Here is an 18,143-nt window from a genome sequence, read left to right as displayed (position 1 = left end):
TTGCGGTGGGTGGGAATTGTGACGGCACTTCTGCTGGCGTGCCTCTGCATGCCCGCGTCTGCCGCGAATGTTCTGGAAAAGCTGATGATGCCGGGCGAACTTTCCGCCGCCCACGCGAAGCTCGAGGAAAACTGCTCCAACTGCCACGAGACCATGAATGAAAAGGCCCAGTCCGGCCTTTGTCTTGAGTGCCACAAGCCCATCAAGCAGGATTTCGCCGTAAACCGTGGATTTCATGGGAAAGATCCGGTTGTCCGCAAATCCGAATGCGTCAGCTGCCATGTCGAGCACCGGGGCAGGGACCGCAACATCGTGCCGCTGCAGCCGGTCCTCTTCAAACACGACCTCACCGAATTTCCGCTGGTGGGGAAACATGCCCTTGCCGATTGCGCGGGCTGCCACAAGACCGGCAATAAGTTCCGCGAGGCGAAGCACGCCTGCTTCGACTGCCACAAGGAGAGCGACGTGCACCGGGCGCAGCTCGGCAACGACTGCTCCACCTGTCACACGCCCGAGGGATGGACGGTGAAAATCGCCGCCTTCGACCATTCCAAGACGAAATTCCCCTTGAAGGGAAAACATGCGGAACAGCCCTGTGTCTCCTGCCACGTGGGCGAGGTTTACAAGAACCTGCCTTCGGGCTGCAATGATTGCCACGCGATCCAGGATGTGCACGCCGGCCGCTTCGGCCCTTCGTGCAGCGATTGCCACAGCATGGAAAGCTGGAAGACGGCGAAGTTCGATCACGGCAAGCAGACACGCTTCCCGCTCGCCGGCGCTCACGCCAAGGCCCAGTGCTCGGACTGCCATGGCAGCGATATCAAGGCGAAGATTTCCATGGCCTGCATCGATTGCCACAAGGCGCAGGACGTGCATGCCGGCAAGCTCGGCAAGGACTGCAGCGACTGCCACGACAGCGTGGCCTGGACGGACAAGGTGCGCTTTGATCATGGCCTCACCGATTATCCGCTCGTCGGGCTCCATCAGGTAGCGGCCTGCGAGGGCTGCCACGAATCGAGGCAGTACAAGGGCGTGAAGACCGCCTGCATCGGCTGCCATGCCGCTGACGATGCGCATGCCGGCCGATTCGCCACCGCCTGCGGAAGCTGCCATTCACCGGTGGGTTGGCAGAAAGTGTCGTTCAATCATGGCCGTGACACGCACTTCCCGCTGACGGGGGCCCACGCAAGATTGGGCTGCTATGACTGTCACACGCGGAAAAACGTTGCAGATGCGAGTCTTCCGACAGCCTGCATTTCGTGCCACCGCAAGAATGACGTGCACCGTGGCAAGTTTGGTTCTGACTGTGCCCGCTGCCACAGCACGGCCACATTCAAGACCGCCATCATCCGGCAATAAAATATTAACCTCCAACGGCTTAGAAGAGTTGTACACATAGGTGTAACACATAGTGCCGTTGTCAGCGTTCTGTCAGGCACCGTGATGCCTATTGCCCGTCAGTTGAGTTGTATGTTCACGATGTTTGCAGGCGAGGGACGCGTTTGCGGCATGGAAGTGTGTAACTTTCTGTTGCGGGGATTTGGGTCTGGCAACCGGCCCAACGCGGGATTTGTCGATACTTGGCATACGCACGGCACTGCGGGGCATCGTGGCTTTGGCCATGGTGGCGCTTGTCCTCTGCCTGCCGGCCTGGGGCCAGGGCTCCACGGATGCTGTCAAGGTTGACCTGAACTTCAAGCACGACTTCACCAGCTTCCCGCTGGAAGGCGCACACATCGCGGTGCCCTGCGAAACCTGCCACGAAGGTGCGATCTTCAAGGGCGTGCCCACCACCTGCTTCGGTTGCCACAACGGTGACATGGCCAAGGGCAAGACGGAAAAGCATCCGCAGACCTCGAACGCCTGCGGCGACTGCCACACCCAGGAAACGTGGACGGCGGTGCACGTCGACCATGGCGACATCACCACCAACTGCTTCTCCTGCCACGACGGCAAGACTGCCACGGGCAAGTCAAAGCTGCATGTGAAGTCCGGGAAGGACTGCGAAAGCTGCCACAACGTGGTGAGCTGGAACATCGCGCGCTTCGATCACGGCCAGACCACCGAAACCTGCGAAAGCTGCCACGACGGCCAGCAGGCCATGGGCAAGCCCTTTGACCACATCCGCTCGACCAATGACTGCGGCAGCTGCCACACCTCGATTGCCTGGAACATCGGCGTCTTCAATCACCAGGGCATCGTCGATGGCTGCTTCAAATGCCACAACGGCGTGGATGCCACCGGCAAGTCCGGCTCGCATATGGTGACGACCGACGTCTGCGAGGCCTGCCACACCCCGGTGAGCTGGTCGCGGGTAAAGTTCGACCATACCCAGGCGGGCGACATTTCAACCTGCGTCGACTGCCACGATGGACGCCGCGCCACCGGCCGCGCCTCGGCCCACTTCAAGACCACGAATGATTGCGAGAGCTGCCACACCACCGTTGGCTGGAAGCCGGCGAAGTTCGACCATGACCTGGCGCTCGACGTCACCAACTGCTTCTCGTGCCATAACGGCAACCGCCCGCCGGCCCAGGGCAAGAACCTCGCAACGCACGTCAAATCATCAAACGCCTGCACGGATTGCCATGACGCGGCGAACTTCGTCACCTGGGCGGGCGCCACCTTCAAACATGTCGACATCGTCGGCGGCTGCTTTGACTGTCACAACAAGACCATCGCCACAGGCAAGTCGGACACCCATCTCCCCAGCACGAACAGCTGCGAGAGCTGCCACGTCAGCAACGCCTTCGTGAACTGGAACACCTCGCGCTTCGACCACACGCAGTCCACTGGCGGCTCCTGCGTTTCATGCCATAGCGGCGCAAAGCAGATCACCTCGGGCCCCATCATGGGCAAGCTGCAGGGCCCAAGCGGAAAACACCTGGCCACGACCGACAACTGCGAGGCCTGCCACAACACCACGTCCTATGTTCCGGCCATGGCCTTCGATCACGACCAGACGAGCGTGACGACCTGCTTCACCTGCCACAACGGAACAGAGGCCACCAGCAAGGGTCTGCTCACCAGCAAGGCCAACGCGCCGCATCACATCGCCTCCGGTGACGACTGCGAAACCTGCCACAACACCTCGAACTGGCGGTCGGCGGCCTTCGATCATTCCAACATCGGTGCAACGCCCTGCGCCAGCTGTCACGACAACGTCCAGGCCCGCGGCCTCTCGCAGAACCATCTGGGATTCACGCCCGGCACGGATTGCGTCTCCTGCCACACCACGGTGTCATGGACGGCAACCCAGTTCGATCACTCGGTCGTCTCGACCACGTGCTTTGATTGCCACAACGGCACCACGGCCACGAGCAAGGGCAAGCTCACCACCAAGACCCAGAACCACATCACCTCCGGCACCGATTGCGAGACCTGCCACTCCACCACCACGTGGAAGACCACCTTCGAGCACGGCAGCATCGGCAGCCAGACCTGCGTCTCCTGTCACAACGGCCTCAACGCCACGGGCAAGCTCAGCCTCACCGGCAAGCACTTCCCCACCAACGACACATGCCAGAACTGCCACAACACCACCGCCTGGGCGCCCATCCAGATGATGGACCACACCTCTGCAACGGGCACCTGCTATTCCTGCCACGATGGCGCGCACTCCACCCGCAAGGGCATCGTGACGCCGCGGTCGCAGTCGCATCTCTCGACTTCCAATGCCTGTGCCAGCTGCCACACGACGACCAGCTGGTCGCCCCTCGTCGGCAAGTTCGATCACACGCAGGCTCTCGGAACGTGCTTCAGCTGCCATGACGGCAACCATGCGCCCGCGTCCAAGCGGTCCGACACCCACGTCATCTCGTCCACGGACTGCGCCGAATGCCACACCACCGTGGCGTGGACGCCGGCCGCTTTCAGCCACCTCGATTCAACTGTCGCCGCAACGCCCTGCGTGACCTGCCACGACGGCCACATCGCCAATGCGCCCAGCAAGGCAAGCGCGACAAGTCATCCGACGACCTCGGATCTCTGCACGGATTGTCACACCACGAGCGGCTTCAAGCCGGCGCGGATGAATCACGCGGATCCGGTCGTCGCCGGCCAGAACTGCACCAGCTGCCATCTCATGGACCGGCCGATGACACACGGGCCCGACAAGCAGGGCGAATGCAGCGACTGCCACAGCACCGTGAATTGGGCGACGACAGGCAAGCCCGCCAACCACGACACCCTGACGACCGGCTGCTTCACCTGCCACAACGGAACCTCGACGGCCCGCGCCAAGTCGCCCACACACTTCACCACCTCGACAAACTGCGAAGCCTGCCACAACACCACATCCTTCAGTCCGGCCCAGTTCGACCACACTGAGACCACCATCACCTCGTGCATCTCCTGCCATGACGGTGCGAAGAACCATGCACCTGCGCAGAGCAAGTCTTCGATCGGCAATCATCCCGTGACGTCGAACGAGTGTCAGAACTGCCACGCCGGCTTCAATACTTGGGCGGGTGCAGTGTTCGACCATGACGACCCCGTTGTCTCGGCTGCCTCGTGCTTCAGCTGCCACGACGGCAACCATTTACCGGCTGTCGGCCATTCGCCGAGCCACCTCAATACGACCACCTATTGCGCGACCTGCCACACCACCCTGAACTGGACCGCAAGGCGTCCGATCGACCATGCCGAGGTCCTCGGCACCTGCTTCAGCTGCCATGACAACACCCACGTCGCGGGCAAGAAGCAGAACCACCCGCCGACGAGCAATACCTGTGATGATTGCCACATCACCAGCGACTGGGCTGCGGTGAACTTCGACCATGCCAGTGTCGCCGGAACGGCCTGCTTCACCTGCCACAACAACACGCAGGCGACGGGCAAGGGGCCCACCCACTTCAGCACCAACAACACCTGCGACGACTGCCACACCACCAGTGGCTGGTCGCCCGCCAGCTTCGATCACGGCTCGGCGCTCTCGGTCACCTCGTGCGTGAACTGCCATGACGGCAAGCACGCGCCGGCCGATGGCAAGACCCAGACGCACCCTGCCACCTCGAACGATTGTCAGCTCTGCCACAACAGCTTTGTCTCGTGGGCCAATCCGACCTTCGCCCACGACGACCCTGTGGTTGCGTCAAAGACCTGCTACAGCTGCCATGACGGTGCCGCTACCCATGCGCCCGCCACCGGCAAGGGCGGGGGCCACTACCAGACGTCAAACGATTGCGCCGCCTGCCACGTGACAAATAACTGGACGACGGTCGCCTTCGATCACAGCCAGGCGCTGGGCACCTGCGTCTCCTGCCATGACGGCAAGCATCTGCCTGCTGAGGGCAAGAGCCAGAACCACCTCGATACGTCGAGCGCGTGCGACAGTTGCCATGTCACCACGACCTGGGCCACGAACATCTTCGACCACAGCCAGACCACTGCAAAATGCGAATCGTGTCACGATGGCGCGCACCCTCCCGCCGTCGGCAAGGGCCCGAAGCACTTCATCATTACTGGCTACCCCTCGGTGACCTGCGACCGCTGCCATACCACTCTGTCGTGGACGCAGACTTTGCCGTACACGCATGATTCCACTGCTTACGAAAACCACGGCAGCAACACGCCGACCTGCCTGAGCTGCCACAAGCAGAATAATGCCAAGATCACCTTTGCGCGGCCTGACCTGGCGCCTGATTGCGCCGCCTGTCACGCCAGCAAGTTCAAACCGGATTCACATAAAAAATACACGTCGCCGACAACCAAACTCTACACGGTTGACGAGCTGCGTGACTGCACGGGTGCGTGTCACACTTATGCAGATCAAACACTCGCAACGATAAAGACACGCAGGGCTGGGCCACAACATCGCGCAACAAAAGGTAGTTGGTAAGCGACATGCCCAAACATTTGTTCAGTACGTGCGTATCAATTCTGGCAATATCGGTTTTCGGACCACAGGCACTGGCCCAGGCGACGCTGGACCGGGTGCTGTCGACCGTGAGCGTGACCGGTAATGAGAATTGCAGCACGGTGGACGTCCGGTTCAACAGGGCAGCGGGATATCGTCATCATTCTCCGCGCTCCGGTGGACAAAGCGTCGATGTGACGATCGAGGTGCTGGGAACATCACAGACCGAAGCAGATCAGGAACTGGGTGACACGCCGCAGCGTGAGGCGGCCTCCGTGCCGTCGGGAAATCCGGCCGGACTGGAATCGGTTGTCCTCATTCCCCAGGCGGGGCGCGAGGCGGTCGTCCAGATCTCCTTCGCGCGGGCGGTGAAATACCGCGTCGTGATGGATACGAATTCACGCCATCTCCGGCTCGACGTGGCATCGATGTCTGGCGCCAAGAGCTGCCTCGGTGCTGCGGCGGGTGAGGATGAAGGTTCACCTGCATCGGACGAGGCTTCGAAGGGTGATGGTGTGCCGGGTGCGCGTGATCCCTCGGCGGCCTTGAAGGAAGGCAAGAAGCTGCTCGCCGCCAAGGAATATCCCCGCGCAATTGCGCTGTTCACCAAGGCGATCGATACGGGCAAGGGCGACACCCGCCGAGACGCCATGGAAATGCTCGGCCTTGCGCGTGAAAGATCAAACCAGCTCGCCCACGCCAAGGCGGTCTACGAGGATTATCTCAAGACCTTTCCCTCAGGGGAAGGCGCTGCACGCGTGAAGGATCGCCTTGCGGGCGTGCTTGCGGCCATGGACGAGAGCGCCCAGGGCCAGCTTGACGCCTTGCGCAGCAAGCGCGCGCCGGAAACGGTCCCCGACCTGAAGACCAACAATATCGGCGAGGAAGACCTTGCAGCCGCACCGGGCAAGGGTGATCCAGGCGTTGAGGACCCGGGGCTCCGCGCCTCGGGCAGCGGCATGGTGATCCGGCGCGAAGGCAAGGCTGCCGATCCCAATGCCTGGACCTGGGACAAGAGCGGCAGCATCGCGGAATACTATTACCGCAACGACAGCCTGCGCTCGTCCGATCCGCTGAAGCAGAACTATGGCCTGCATGAGGTCTTCCAGAACGAGCTGCTCTCCACCGCCGACGGTTATCTGCATGGCGAGAACCAGCATTACGAAGTCGAACTGCGTGCCTCGCTGTTCAACGAGAAGGGCTTCGGCCAGCAGTCGGACATCAACACCACCAGCATCGGCGCGCTCTATGCCGAAGGACGGATGAAGGACAACGGTCTTTCCGCCAAGGTGGGCCGGCAGAGCAAGAGCACCGGCGGCGTCTTCGGCCGCTTCGACGGCGCGGTGCTGGGCTGGGACCTCGGCAACGACGTCAAGATCGAAGCCTATGGCGGATCGCCGGTCTACCGCCGGGACGCCAAGCCCTTTGCCGATCAGCGCTACTTCTACGGCATGAGCCTCGACTACACCTTGCCGGGCGACAAGTGGGCGGGCGGCATCTACGCCATTGGCCAGGAGGTCGAGTCGATCATCGACCGCCGCGCCATCGGCGCCGAGCTCCGCTACAATGACCAGGCACTCACCGCCTACGCCGCGGGCGACTTCGACATCTTCTACAAGGAACTGAACAACGCCTACCTCAACGCCAACTGGCGCGTGCGCGACGGCACCACGATCTACGGCACCGTCGACTTCCGCCGCGTGCCCTTCCTGGTGACATCGAACGCCCTGATGGGCCAGACGGAGGACGATCTGCAAAGTCTCGTCGATGTCTTCGGTCTCGAGGATGTCTATCAGCTTGCCCTCGACCGAACCGCCACCGCCAAGACGGCAAGCCTCGGCATCTCGCAGGATATCACCGACAACTGGCAGGTGTCGCTTGACGCGATGGTGGCCGATTATTCCGGCACGCCGGCATCGGGCGGCGTGGACGCCATTCCGGATCCCGGCGTGGAGTTCTATGGCTCGGTACAGCTCTCCGGCACCGACGTCTTCGACCAGGGTGACAGCCTCAATCTCGGCCTTCGCTACTCCACCAGCGACTCCAGTAACTTCTATATGGCTGATGCCTATTACCGCTTCATGCTCAGCGAAAACTGGCGCCTGAGCCCGCGTTTGCGCGTCAGCCTGCGTGACAGCAAGACATCGGACCAGATGCAGTATGTGGTGAGCGGCAGTCTCGCCAGCCGCTACAAGCTCGACCGGCACTGGAGCTTCGAAACCGAGCTTGGCGCCCGCTGGGAGGATATCGCCACTTCGGCCAGCGACACCCGCTCCATCGATATTCTCGCAACTGCCGGATTTCGTTACGAGTTTTAGGTTAACAGCAGGCGCTGCATTGCCTTGGGCCGCAAAACTGGCCTAAGCCTTGCTGCATGATCGCTTCGCTCCGGGCCCTGTGGCAATCCCTTTCGCTGTCCAAGCAATTTGCCATCGTGGCCGTGATGGTGCTGCTGCCGGGTATGGCCGTAACCGGCTGGTGGATTGCCGAGAAGATCGGCGATGCGGTTGTCCGCAACACCGCAAGCGCCATTGCCATCTCGATGGATGGCCTGCTCGCGCCCTATGTGCCCGAACTGTCCCGCGGGGAGCAGATTTCCACCGTCTCGCAGCAGCGGCTGGACATGCTTCTCGAGCGGGCCCGCGAGAACAAGACCATCGTGTCCATGAAGATCTGGCACACCAACGGAACGGTGATGTACAGCACTTTCCCCAGCCTCGTGGGACAGAAATTCCCGCCGTCGAAGATTTTCCAGTTGGCGCTTGCAGGCGAGGTCGGTGCGGATTTCGATGACGAGCCGCACGACGAGGATATCAACGAACGGCTGCAGGGCGTGCCCCTTCTCGAAGTCTATGCGCCGTTGCGTGACCCCGTCACCCGCAAGATCGTCGCCGTTTCCGAGTTCTATGCCAATGGCGAGCAACTGGGCCGGGACGTCCGCAGCGCCGTCACCGAAAGCTGGCTATTCGTCTGTGGCGTCGCTGCGTTGATGATCGCCTTTCTCTCCGGCATCGCCGTCAAGGGCGGCCAGACCATCGCCCGACAGCAGGCCTTGCTGCGCGAGCAGGTGAACGAACTCACCGAACTTCTGCAGCTCAACGAAGGCCTGCGCGAGAAGTTGAGAGTCGCCAACGAGAATGTCTCCAGCGTCAACGAACAGGTTCTGCAACATGTAGGCGCTGATCTGCACGACGGTCCGGCGCAGCGTCTGTCCTATGCGGTGATGCGGCTTTCGGACTTGCGGCGCAGAACCCGCACCGTGGATGCGGCGAAGCCTGCAATCGACAGCCTGAAGGACATTCTCTCGGAGACACTGGCGGACATCCGCCGTCTCTCGGGGGGCCTCGCCCTGCCGGAACTGCAGGATTGCACGCTCGCCGAGGCAGCGGGCCTCGCCGTCAAATCCCACGAGGACTACACCGGAACGGTCGTCCAGAAGAGCTTCATGTCCGGTGATTTCGCCGGGAGCCTGGCGCAACGCAACTGCATTTACCGGCTTGTTCAGGAAGGTCTCAACAACTCCTACAAGCATGCAAAGGCCCGCGCCCAGAGCGTTTCCCTTGAGCGGGCGGGGAGTGCCATCGCGCTGCGAATCGCCGACCACGGGCCGGGTATTTCCAAAGCCTCTTCCGGCAGTGTAAAGGGGCTGGGCCTGCGGGGTATGCGGGCACGGGTCGATGCCTTGGGGGGCATGCTGACGATCACGGAAGCGGACGGGGGCGGAACTGTAGTCGAGGCAATCCTGCCGACAATCGATGGACAACAAGGCGACGGCTAAGATGATCAAAGTGGCATTGGTCGATGATCACCCGATGATGCGGCGCGGACTGCGGGACACGCTGCGCGAACAGGGCGATTTCGAGGTGGTGGGCGAAGGCGCCAGCGCCGACGAGGCGGTGGAACTGGCGCGCAGCGAAAAGATCGACGTCCTCATCATCGACGTCAACATGCCGGGCGGCGGCCTGTCCGCCGTCGAAAGAATTTCGAAGTTCGACAATCCGCCGAAGATGCTCGTCCTCTCCGTGTTCGATAATCTCGCAAATGTCCGGACGGCGATGGAGTGCGGCGCTTCGGGCTACGTGCTGAAGGGCGTCGAGGGCGACGAACTCGCCCGCGTGCTCCGCAACGTCTGCGAGGGCAAGAAGCATGTTGGGCCCGAACTGGCCGCGAAGCTCTTTGCCGAGCCGCAGCAGGAGGGGGCCGAGGACGTCCCCCAGGGCCCGCGCGACGAGCGGCTGGATTCGCTCAACAAACGCGAGCGGCAGATTTTTGATCTCATCTCGCAGGGCCTGAGCAACCGCGCCATCGCCAAGAAGCTCAAGCTCGGCGAAGAGACGATCAAGCACTACAACACCCAGATGTTCTCGAAGCTCGGCGTGAAGAACCGCACCGAAGCAGCGTTGCTGGCCCTCGGACGCAACGTCACATCGAAGAAGAACTAGCGCAACGGACGCTCAAATCGCATTGCCCGCACGATGCTGGAGTTGAATCGCTCCGGCCGATGCGCGGAGCAGCAGGTGGAGCAGGCTGCATCTGGTTGAACCATCGGCTAAGATGATCAGCTTCGGCTTATTTCGATGTTAGGAAATTGCCTCTAAGGCTTGCCTGATCTCATCGAGCGGGACAGTGAAAACCAAGGCGCCACGATACGTTTTCGTCCTCATTTTATTGCCGCTCCTTCTCACGACACTGGGTACAACCTTCGTTAGCCTTCGGATGCTCAATGGCATATCCGAGGCTGTGGACCGTCAGGAGATGCAGCGCAGCTGGGAGGCGGTGAATTCCGCTTTCGGCTCGGCCGGAGAAAAGATCTCCGCCCTGATCATCGACAACGCGCGCTGGGATGACGCCGCCGAGCACACCGCCAATGGCGTCGATCAGCAATGGGTCTTCGACAACTGGGGAACGACGACATCCGATCCGAATTACGACACCATGTTCGTCATCTCGCCGCAGGGCGAAGTGCTGTCCGGCTTCCACAACGGCAAGGTCACCGACATTGATCCGAGTTCCTATTATGGCGGCGCCTTCCGGCGGCTGATTGCGGCGACCCCGGCGCTGGCCGCGCATTTCCGCGTCATCACTTCGCTCGCCTGGACACGGGACGGGCTTGCGGTGGTCTCGGCCGCGCCGATCATCCCGTATTCGCCGGAGAACATCGAACCGGAGCGGCGCTACAACAAGCTGGTCATCTCCCGCACCATCGGCCCGCTGCAACTGGCAAAGCTGAGCCGGCAATACGTTGTCGACGATCTGAAGGTTCATCCGCTGGCGGCCGGCGTGAAGGGGGCGGTGCCCATCTTCGACAACTGGGGTGCCCCCGTCGCCACGGTGACGTGGAAGGCGCGCAATCCCGGTGACACCGCACGCAGCAGCTACACCTCGCTCGCCTTCTCGTCGGTGATCGCCATGATCCTGGTGCTGCTGCCCATCTCCATCGTCCACGCCCGCACCATGCGGCGCCTGCACGCCAACGAACGGCGCGAGCGCGAGGCCGCACGCTGTGACTCCCTCTCGAGCCTGCCCAACCGCCTGAGCCTGTCGGAAAAGCTTCATCAGGAACTTGCGTCCAGCCATGGCCTTCCCGTTTCCCTCCTCTTCATCGACCTCGACGGCTTCAAGACAATCAACGACGCCTATGACCACGAGACGGGCGACCGGCTGATCAGGGCCATTGCCGCCGGTCTGAAGGTTCTCGCGGGCGAGAAGCACTTCGTCTCCCGCCTCGGCGGCGATGAATTCGGCATCCTATTGGTCAGCGAGCAGGCTCGCACGCAGTCGGAGGAACTGGCGCGCCGGATCCTGGAGTTCGTCAAGGAGCCCTTCGAAGTGGATGGCCGCGTGGCTGCCATCGGCGCCAGCATCGGCATCTCCGACAATGTCCAGGATGTGATGGACCCCAACGAACTCATGCGCCGTGCCGACATCGCCATGTATGATGCGAAGGAGCGGGGCGGCAACTGCTTCCGCCGCTTTGTCCCGGCCCTCGACACAAGGCGGAACGAGAACCTCGACATCGCCTCGGAACTCCGAAGCTTCATCGAGAAGGGCGTGATTGGCATCGCCTTCCAGCCCATCGTCGATGCCAACACGCAAGCGATTGTCGGCGTCGAAGCCCTGGCGCGTTGGCCCGAAAACTCCCGCCGCATGATCGGCCCTGAACGCTTCATCGCAGTGGCCGAGGAGTTCGGTCTGATCGGCAGTCTGAGCAACCTCCTGCTGCGCAAGGCCTGCGTTGCGCTGGCCGGGCGGCCCGATCTCAATCTCTCGGTCAATATCTCGCCGTTGCAGGTGGGCGATGCGCGCTTCGTGCCCGATCTCCTGTCCACCCTGGAGCATCTCAACTTTCCCTGCAGCCAGCTGGAAATCGAATTGACGGAAGGCGTTCTGGTCAAGAACCCGAAGCGCACCCGGAAGGTGATCAAGGACTTGCAGGAGAGCGGAATCGTCGTCTCCCTCGACGATTTCGGCGCAGGCTACGCCAGCATCGGCTATCTCCGCGATTTCGAATTCGACAAGGTGAAGCTCGACCGCACCCTGACGCAAGCCGTCGCCAGGGATACAGCGGTCCAGCAGATCGTTCAGGGCACCGTGCTGATTGCAAGGGGCATGTCGGCCAGCATCGTCGCCGAAGGCGTCGAGACAGCAGAACAGGCCAGTCTCATGCGTCTTGCCGGCTGCGATCTGCTGCAGGGCTATTACTTCGGGCGCCCGAGCGCCCTGCTGCCGGGAGCCCGGCAGTCAGAAGCCCTGGCGCTGGAACGGCGTGCCCTGCTGCAAATGCCGTATTGAGGCGCAGGCCCTTCACGCGGCGGAAGATTGGCGCGTCTCGGTAATGTCCTCGATATCCGTTCCGATCTGCATGGGAAGATCGGACCCTGCGCCCATCAGGGCTGCCGCAATGTCCTCGAGTGCGACGTTGTCCTCGATATGCTTGAGGCGGATGCGTTCGGCCGTCTTTTCAACGTCGAGGATACCGCCGTCCTGTTGCGCCTTGAGAATCTCTTCGGCGATCGTGTTGCGCATGTTGGCGCTGAGATTGATTTGCATGTGAGCCTCCATCAGAAGCCCATCGTGCACGCTTTGCACGACGAAACAATCCGCACACCCGGCACTCTTGTCAGGGTGTGCGCTTGACCGGTTCATCACAGAAGGGGTGAAACGGCCCTTCTGAGCAGAGTGAGTAACGGCTCAGAAATCGTCGTTCTCGCCATCGGGAAGCGGCGTGTTGACCACGCCGTAACCATCCGAAGCCTGTCCCGGATTGGCGAGAAGGAATCCTTCGGCTGCCAGCCCGCGGCGCAGCAGTTCGCGCACCGCCGAAGCCCGGCTCGGCATGCGCTTGGAGAAACGCCAGTTTTCGATGACACGCATTTCCTCGTCATCGAGCATGATCTGCAGACGGATGATCCTGTCCCTTGCCATGACTGTGCTCCCGCCCTGAACGTGATGATGGAAAAAGGAATATTTCCTGAGTTAGTGATGTGAGTAAGTGGCGTCAAGATACGCCCCCGCAGCGCTTGTGATGAAACAGTGTTTTCAGCCTGTGATTGCGCAGGATTTACGCGGCCTGCGCCGTTTGATTGTTCTTCGCATCCTGGCCTGCCACCTCTCCGGGTATTGACGTAATCGTCCTTGCACGGAGGAAGTTCAGCCAGTGCGATGAAACCATGTGATGGAACCGGACGCGCGTCTGCGCCCTTACCAGTACTTACCTTACATCTTGCAACGGCACGGACGCCCTCCGGGACGCCGCGCCATGACTTGAAGGAAGTCCGGCCATGGGCCTTGCCGAAATCACCCGCAACATCCTGCTGTCGCAGCTTCATCCGGCCCTTCTGTCGGATGTCGCGCCACTTCTGCAGGCCGTCGATCTGCTGAATGGCGACCTGCTGCACAGCCCCAACACCCCCATCACCCACGCCTATTTCCCGCTCTCCGGCATCTCCTCCGTCATCGCCCGGTCCGCCACCAACATCCAGAGCGAGGTCGGCATCATCGGACGTGAAGGCTTCACCGGAACGTCGCTTGCCCTTGCGGCAGAGACATCACCCATGGAAGTGGTGGTGCAGTCTCCGGGCCGTGCCCTGCGCCTCGATGCGCGCATGTTCAGCCGCCTGCTGGACGATATCCCCGCCTTTCGCGACGTGGCGCTCAGGTTCATTCAGGCCTTCATGATCCAGGCGGCGCAAACCACGGTGGCCAACACGCAATACCGCCTCTCGCAGCGCCTCGCCCGCTGGCTGCTCATGTGCCAGGACCGGTCAGATTCACCCGGCATCCCCATGACCCACGAGTTCCTGTCGACGATGTTGTCGGTCCGCAGGCCCGGCGTCACCGACGCCCTGAACGAGCTGGAAGGGCTGCATCTCGTCAAGAATGCCCGCGGCCTTGTGACCGTTGTCGACCGTCCCGGACTCATTGATGTGGCCGGTGGCAGCTATGGCGTGGCGGAGCGGGAATACAACCGGCTCTTCCCGCAGGGGCCGATTGCCGGAGGTTGAGCACTGCGCCGCGCCCTCAACTGTCCTGTACCGCACGAAGTCTTGTTGGACCGACCACAAGTGGACATGAAACGGCAGATGCCCGTCCAGCAGTATTCAAGGGTCCGAGACAATGCCGAAGTTTTCTGCCGGATTCCCGCCCGGAGTGTTCACTGAGCACGAGGTTGCCCTGTTCTCGGAGGCCTTCGAGGAAGCCTGGCTTGCTGCGGAAGCGGCGTATCACGTGACGGGCGAAGCGGCGGATGAAGTTCGCGACCTGATCGGCAAGTTCATCATCAAGCTGGCAATGGAAGGTGAGCGCCGGAAGGATGTTCTGAAGGAACAGTCGCTGGCCTATGTTGCGCGGAAGCAGAACGCAGGGCCTTTCCCCCGGCGCTGATGGTTCAGGCGGCGCGGCAGCGCCAGCATCCGCCCGGCGTGCATTCCATTTTTGCGCCGTGGGTCGTCTTCAATTCCGCAATCTTGGCTTCAAGGCTGTCGAGGCGGGTGGTGAGGCAACTCAGGTCGCCTTCAGCGCATTTGCGTGTGGCATCGATGGATTTCTGCATGTCATCGAGCAGGGTGGATATCTTCTGATAGAGATCGACGCTCATGAGAGGTGTCTTTCACCGCGGGCAAAGTGCACGGGTATGAAGGTGTATTTCGGATACATCAAATCTGCTTTCATTGATCCAGAACAAGTGAAGGGAAGATTTGCTCTTCATCCGTGAATAAACGGCCCGCAGAAATCTGACAATGCTCCGTACGCTGAATGTTTATTCGTGGCAGCGGAGACACAAGTATTCGTTGGGGGCTGAATAAATATCCCGATGCTGTTGTTCATGCCTGCTGCTGATCTTCTTCATGCAAGACCAGATTGTATACTGATTGGCGCATTGATCCTTTATGTCCGACACATCTGCAGCCGACGTTTCGCAAGCAAAGGCGGACACTTGCATGAGGTTGCAGCTACATTTTCTCGAGGCGGAGGGTTCGTTGGCGGGGCTGCGGGATCAGCTCAGCGACGAGGTAATCGGTCTGGTTGAGCAGATCGACAGCTTCGTTCCGCCGCGTTTTCACAAACACACCATCGATGTCGTCATCCAGTCCGTGCCTGAGGATGGCGGGGCAAGTGTGACCGGCGCCTGCTTTCGCCGCGGTTTCATCACGGTGTCGGTCGATCCCGTAAGCTTCCGCCTGGCCGGCGATCTGGACGCTGGATTGTTCCGCCGGGTGCTCGCGCGCCAGCTTCACCATGCCATGCGCTGGGCCGTCTGGGGCCCTGCGATGACGCTGGGCCAGACACTCGTCTATGAAGGCCTGGCTGACATTTTTTCAGAGCTTGTTGCGGCAACCGAGTCACCACCGTGGAGCAGTGCGCTTGCCCCGGCGGATTGGCCAGCCGTGATCGCGCAGGCCGAGCAGGATCTCGAGAACGACCGCTATGATCACGCCCTGTGGTTTGTCGGAGCGGGCGCCCTGCCGCGCTGGGCGGGCTTTGCCCTCGGGTACAGATTGGCCTGCCACTTTGCCGAAAGCCACCCGAAGGCGGTGGCAAGCGGTCTCGTGGATGTGGCCCCGCCTGCGGTCCTTGCGGTGTGGGATGAGATGAGGTCGGTCGTGCTGCGGGTCCGGCCCCAGGTGTAAGACAGGCGCGGCCGGTTAAGCCCCGTGCACCGGCATCATCAGCGAAGGCAGCCAGGTGGCCAGGCCCGGCACCGCGATCAGGATGAACACCATCGCCAGCATGATCACGTGCATCGGCACCGACCACCAGCCCACCTTGAACATGTCGTGCCCGGTCATGGATTGCAGGACGGTGAGATTGAAGCCCACGGGCGGTGTGATCTGTGCCATTTCGACGACCAGCACCATGAAGATGCCGAACCAGATCATGTCGATGCCGGCATGGCGCACCATGGGCTCGACGATGGAGATGGTGAGGGCCACGCAGGAAATGCCGTCGAGGAAGTGGCCGAGAATGGTGTAGAGCGCCAGAAGCCCCATCAGCAGCCAGAAGGGCGTGAGCTGCAGGCTGTCCACCCAGGTGGCCAGCATTTCGGGCAGGCGGAGATAGCCCATGGCGAGCGACAGGGAGCCCGCCGAAACGAGGATGAGCGAGATCATCACCGACGAGCGGGTGGCGCTCATCAGGCTGGTCATGAACATGTCCTTGGTCAGGGTGCCCTGGGCCCAGGCCAGCATCAGCGCGCCCAGCACGCCGACGGCGGCAGCTTCTGTCGCGGTGGCAAAACCGAACATCATCGAGCCGATCACCAGGGAGAGAAGCAGCACCACGGGAATGAGCTTGCGCGAGGCATGGAGCTTTTCCCGCCACGAGGCCTCGGCCTCACGCACCGGGTTGTAGCCGGGCAGGGTGAGGGCCTTGAAGGCGACGTAGAGCGAGAACATGGCGGCCAGCACAAGTCCGGGCAGGATGCCGGCAATGTTGATCTTGGCGATCGATTCATTGGTGAGCGCGCCATAGACGATCATGATGATCGACGGCGGGATCATCAGTCCAAGCGTGGCGGGGCCAGCCAGCGTGCTGACGATCAGGTGCTCGGGGTAGCCGCGCTTGCGCAGTTCCGGAATGGTCATCTTGCCCACGGTTGTGAGCGTCGCCACGGAGGAGCCCGAGACCGAGCCGAACAGCGTGCAACCCATGACGTTGGTGTGAAGCAGGCCGCCCGGCCAGCGGCGCATCAGGGGCGAAAGGCCCTTGAACATGTCTTCGGACAGGCGGGAGTGGAACAGGATGTCGCCCATCCAGATGAACATGGGCAGCGCCGTCAGCATCCATGATGAGGAGGCCGACCACGCCGTGGTGGCAATCGAGGAACCGGCGGGCCGTCCCGCCATCACGTCAATGGCAACGGCGGCAACAGCCATCAGCACGGGCGCAATCCACACGCCCGCAGCGAGAAGCAGGAACATCAGGCCGAGAAGAAGGCTGACCGTCAGAATGGGATCCATGGTGGGCAGGCCTCGTCAGAGCGTTTCGGTGCTGGCCTGAATGCGGTGGTGGCCGGTCAGCAGCAGGGTCAGGAAATTGTCGAGAATGGCGATGGCGAACAGCACCGTGCCGATCGCCATGGTGGACTGCGGGATCCACAGCGGCGTGGCGTCGAGTTCCGAGCTTATGTCGTTCAGCACATAGGTCCAGTAGACCATGCTGCAGGAATACCAGGCAAACCAGACGGCGACGGCCGAGGCGACCGCGAAGGCGAAGAGGTCCAGCCAGTAGCGGTTCTTGCCCAGAAGCTTGCCGATGGTCTCGATCCTGATGTGCGAGCCCGAATTGAGGGCATGGGCCAGGCCGAGGAAGGTGGAGGCAGCCATCAGGTAGCCGGCATACGACGTGAGGCCGAGCACGGTGACACCCGCGGCCCGGGCGCCGATCTGCACCAGCGTGGTGAGAAGGATGAGGGCGACACAGGCGGCGGCGGCGAAGCCTGCGGCAAGATAGAGCGCGTCCAAGGCGCGTCTCACGACAGAGACGAAACCGGTGGCGGGCATTGGGGAGGAACTCTCAAGCGTGGAGGCAGACATGTCTTTCCGGGGGCCGTTGGTGTCGCGTCTCGAAGTGTTTCCGGAAACTACACGCGAGACCTTGAACGAATGTTCCCGCAGACGTTGTCAATGCCCTCTTGGTTAAGGAGTGGTGAAGGCCGGCCGGTCGCAATCGTGCGGAGGCGGGCGGTCCCGGAGGCCATGAGCGCGGGTTGCGTCTTTTGATTGCATATTCAACTCAAGGAATGCGGGTTTTGCATATATGATTGCAACCAAAAGTGTATGCGCCA

The 18,143-nt window shown here is 61.7% G+C and carries 14 protein-coding genes; 9 read left to right on the top strand and 5 right to left on the bottom strand.

Annotation, left to right across the window (positions count from 1 at the left end):
• Positions 1-48 precede the first annotated feature (48 nt).
• From QM801_RS13640 to QM801_RS13615, 6 genes are all read left to right on the top strand, one after another.
• Positions 49-1,359, top strand: coding sequence for a cytochrome c3 family protein (locus QM801_RS13640; RefSeq protein WP_415019758.1), 1,311 nt, complete (start codon positions 49-51; stop codon positions 1,357-1,359).
• 262 nt (positions 1,360-1,621) lie between these two features.
• A complete protein-coding gene (locus tag QM801_RS13635; RefSeq protein WP_415019757.1) occupies positions 1,622-5,839 on the top strand; it encodes a hypothetical protein in 4,218 nt (1,405 codons plus the stop codon).
• Between the two features lie 140 nt (positions 5,840-5,979).
• Positions 5,980-8,175: a hypothetical protein gene (locus tag QM801_RS13630; protein WP_415019756.1), complete on the top strand. Its 2,196-nt coding sequence runs from the start codon at positions 5,980-5,982 to the stop codon at positions 8,173-8,175.
• Positions 8,176-8,231: 56 nt separating this feature from the next.
• Positions 8,232-9,635 (top strand): sensor histidine kinase, encoded by a 1,404-nt coding sequence (locus tag QM801_RS13625; protein ID WP_415019755.1) that lies wholly within the window; start codon positions 8,232-8,234, stop codon positions 9,633-9,635.
• Position 9,636: 1 nt separating this feature from the next.
• Complete coding sequence (locus QM801_RS13620) at positions 9,637-10,299, top strand: response regulator (protein ID WP_415019754.1); 663 nt, start codon at positions 9,637-9,639, stop codon at positions 10,297-10,299.
• 313 nt (positions 10,300-10,612) lie between these two features.
• Entirely contained in the window at positions 10,613-12,649 is a 2,037-nt protein-coding gene (locus QM801_RS13615) for an EAL domain-containing protein (RefSeq protein WP_415019753.1), read from the top strand.
• A gap of 12 nt (positions 12,650-12,661) precedes the next feature.
• Here QM801_RS13615 and QM801_RS13610 read toward each other — a convergent pair whose 3' ends face one another.
• Positions 12,662-12,907, bottom strand: coding sequence for a hypothetical protein (locus QM801_RS13610; RefSeq protein ID WP_415019752.1), 246 nt, complete (start codon positions 12,905-12,907; stop codon positions 12,662-12,664).
• A gap of 141 nt (positions 12,908-13,048) precedes the next feature.
• Positions 13,049-13,282 (bottom strand): hypothetical protein, encoded by a 234-nt coding sequence (locus tag QM801_RS13605; protein WP_415019751.1) that lies wholly within the window; start codon positions 13,280-13,282, stop codon positions 13,049-13,051.
• A gap of 356 nt (positions 13,283-13,638) precedes the next feature.
• On the opposite strand from QM801_RS13605, the gene QM801_RS13600 reads away from it, so the two are divergent.
• A complete protein-coding gene (locus QM801_RS13600; protein WP_415019750.1) occupies positions 13,639-14,361 on the top strand; it encodes a Crp/Fnr family transcriptional regulator in 723 nt (240 codons plus the stop codon).
• A 112-nt stretch (positions 14,362-14,473) separates the two neighbouring features.
• Positions 14,474-14,740, top strand: a complete 267-nt coding sequence (locus QM801_RS13595; protein ID WP_415019749.1) for a hypothetical protein — start codon at positions 14,474-14,476, stop codon at positions 14,738-14,740.
• 4 nt (positions 14,741-14,744) lie between these two features.
• Here QM801_RS13595 and QM801_RS13590 read toward each other — a convergent pair whose 3' ends face one another.
• On the bottom strand, positions 14,745-14,954 hold the full coding sequence (locus QM801_RS13590; RefSeq protein WP_415019748.1) for a hypothetical protein: 210 nt from the start codon (positions 14,952-14,954) through the stop codon (positions 14,745-14,747).
• Positions 14,955-15,297: 343 nt separating this feature from the next.
• On the opposite strand from QM801_RS13590, the gene QM801_RS13585 reads away from it, so the two are divergent.
• A complete protein-coding gene (locus QM801_RS13585; protein WP_415019747.1) occupies positions 15,298-15,987 on the top strand; it encodes a DUF2268 domain-containing putative Zn-dependent protease in 690 nt (229 codons plus the stop codon).
• A gap of 15 nt (positions 15,988-16,002) precedes the next feature.
• On the opposite strand, the gene QM801_RS13580 is transcribed toward QM801_RS13585, so the two are convergent.
• Together QM801_RS13580 and QM801_RS13575 are read right to left on the bottom strand one after the other, a co-directional pair.
• Positions 16,003-17,316 carry a TRAP transporter large permease gene (locus tag QM801_RS13580; protein WP_415019746.1) on the bottom strand — a complete coding sequence of 438 codons (1,314 nt, stop codon included), beginning with the start codon at positions 17,314-17,316 and terminating at the stop codon, positions 16,003-16,005.
• 15 nt (positions 17,317-17,331) lie between these two features.
• Complete coding sequence (locus QM801_RS13575; RefSeq protein ID WP_415019745.1) at positions 17,332-17,820, bottom strand: TRAP transporter small permease; 489 nt, start codon at positions 17,818-17,820, stop codon at positions 17,332-17,334.
• Between the last annotated feature and the right edge of the window lie 323 nt (positions 17,821-18,143).

The sequence above is a fragment of the Aestuariivirga sp. genome, assembly GCF_047600585.1.
GTDB lineage: Bacteria > Pseudomonadota > Alphaproteobacteria > Rhizobiales > Aestuariivirgaceae > Aestuariivirga.
Note: the sequence above shows the minus strand (reverse complement) of the source record. Positions and strands in the feature narration are given on the sequence as shown.

Excerpts from the sequence above, each read along its gene's own strand:
- QM801_RS13640 (WP_415019758.1), top strand. The coding sequence starts at position 49 with ATGCCCGCGTCTGCCGCGAATGTTCTGGAAAAGCTGATGATGCCGGGC.
- QM801_RS13635 (WP_415019757.1), top strand. The coding sequence starts at position 1,622 with ATGGTGGCGCTTGTCCTCTGCCTGCCGGCCTGGGGCCAGGGCTCCACG.
- QM801_RS13625 (WP_415019755.1), top strand. The coding sequence starts at position 8,232 with ATGATCGCTTCGCTCCGGGCCCTGTGGCAATCCCTTTCGCTGTCCAAG.
- QM801_RS13620 (WP_415019754.1), top strand. The coding sequence starts at position 9,637 with ATGATCAAAGTGGCATTGGTCGATGATCACCCGATGATGCGGCGCGGA.
- QM801_RS13615 (WP_415019753.1), top strand. The coding sequence starts at position 10,613 with ATGCAGCGCAGCTGGGAGGCGGTGAATTCCGCTTTCGGCTCGGCCGGA.
- QM801_RS13610 (WP_415019752.1), bottom strand. The coding sequence starts at position 12,907 with ATGCAAATCAATCTCAGCGCCAACATGCGCAACACGATCGCCGAAGAG.
- QM801_RS13605 (WP_415019751.1), bottom strand. The coding sequence starts at position 13,282 with ATGGCAAGGGACAGGATCATCCGTCTGCAGATCATGCTCGATGACGAG.
- QM801_RS13600 (WP_415019750.1), top strand. The coding sequence starts at position 13,639 with ATGGGCCTTGCCGAAATCACCCGCAACATCCTGCTGTCGCAGCTTCAT.
- QM801_RS13595 (WP_415019749.1), top strand. The coding sequence starts at position 14,474 with ATGCCGAAGTTTTCTGCCGGATTCCCGCCCGGAGTGTTCACTGAGCAC.
- QM801_RS13590 (WP_415019748.1), bottom strand. The coding sequence starts at position 14,954 with ATGAGCGTCGATCTCTATCAGAAGATATCCACCCTGCTCGATGACATG.
- QM801_RS13585 (WP_415019747.1), top strand. The coding sequence starts at position 15,298 with ATGAGGTTGCAGCTACATTTTCTCGAGGCGGAGGGTTCGTTGGCGGGG.
- QM801_RS13580 (WP_415019746.1), bottom strand. The coding sequence starts at position 17,316 with ATGGATCCCATTCTGACGGTCAGCCTTCTTCTCGGCCTGATGTTCCTG.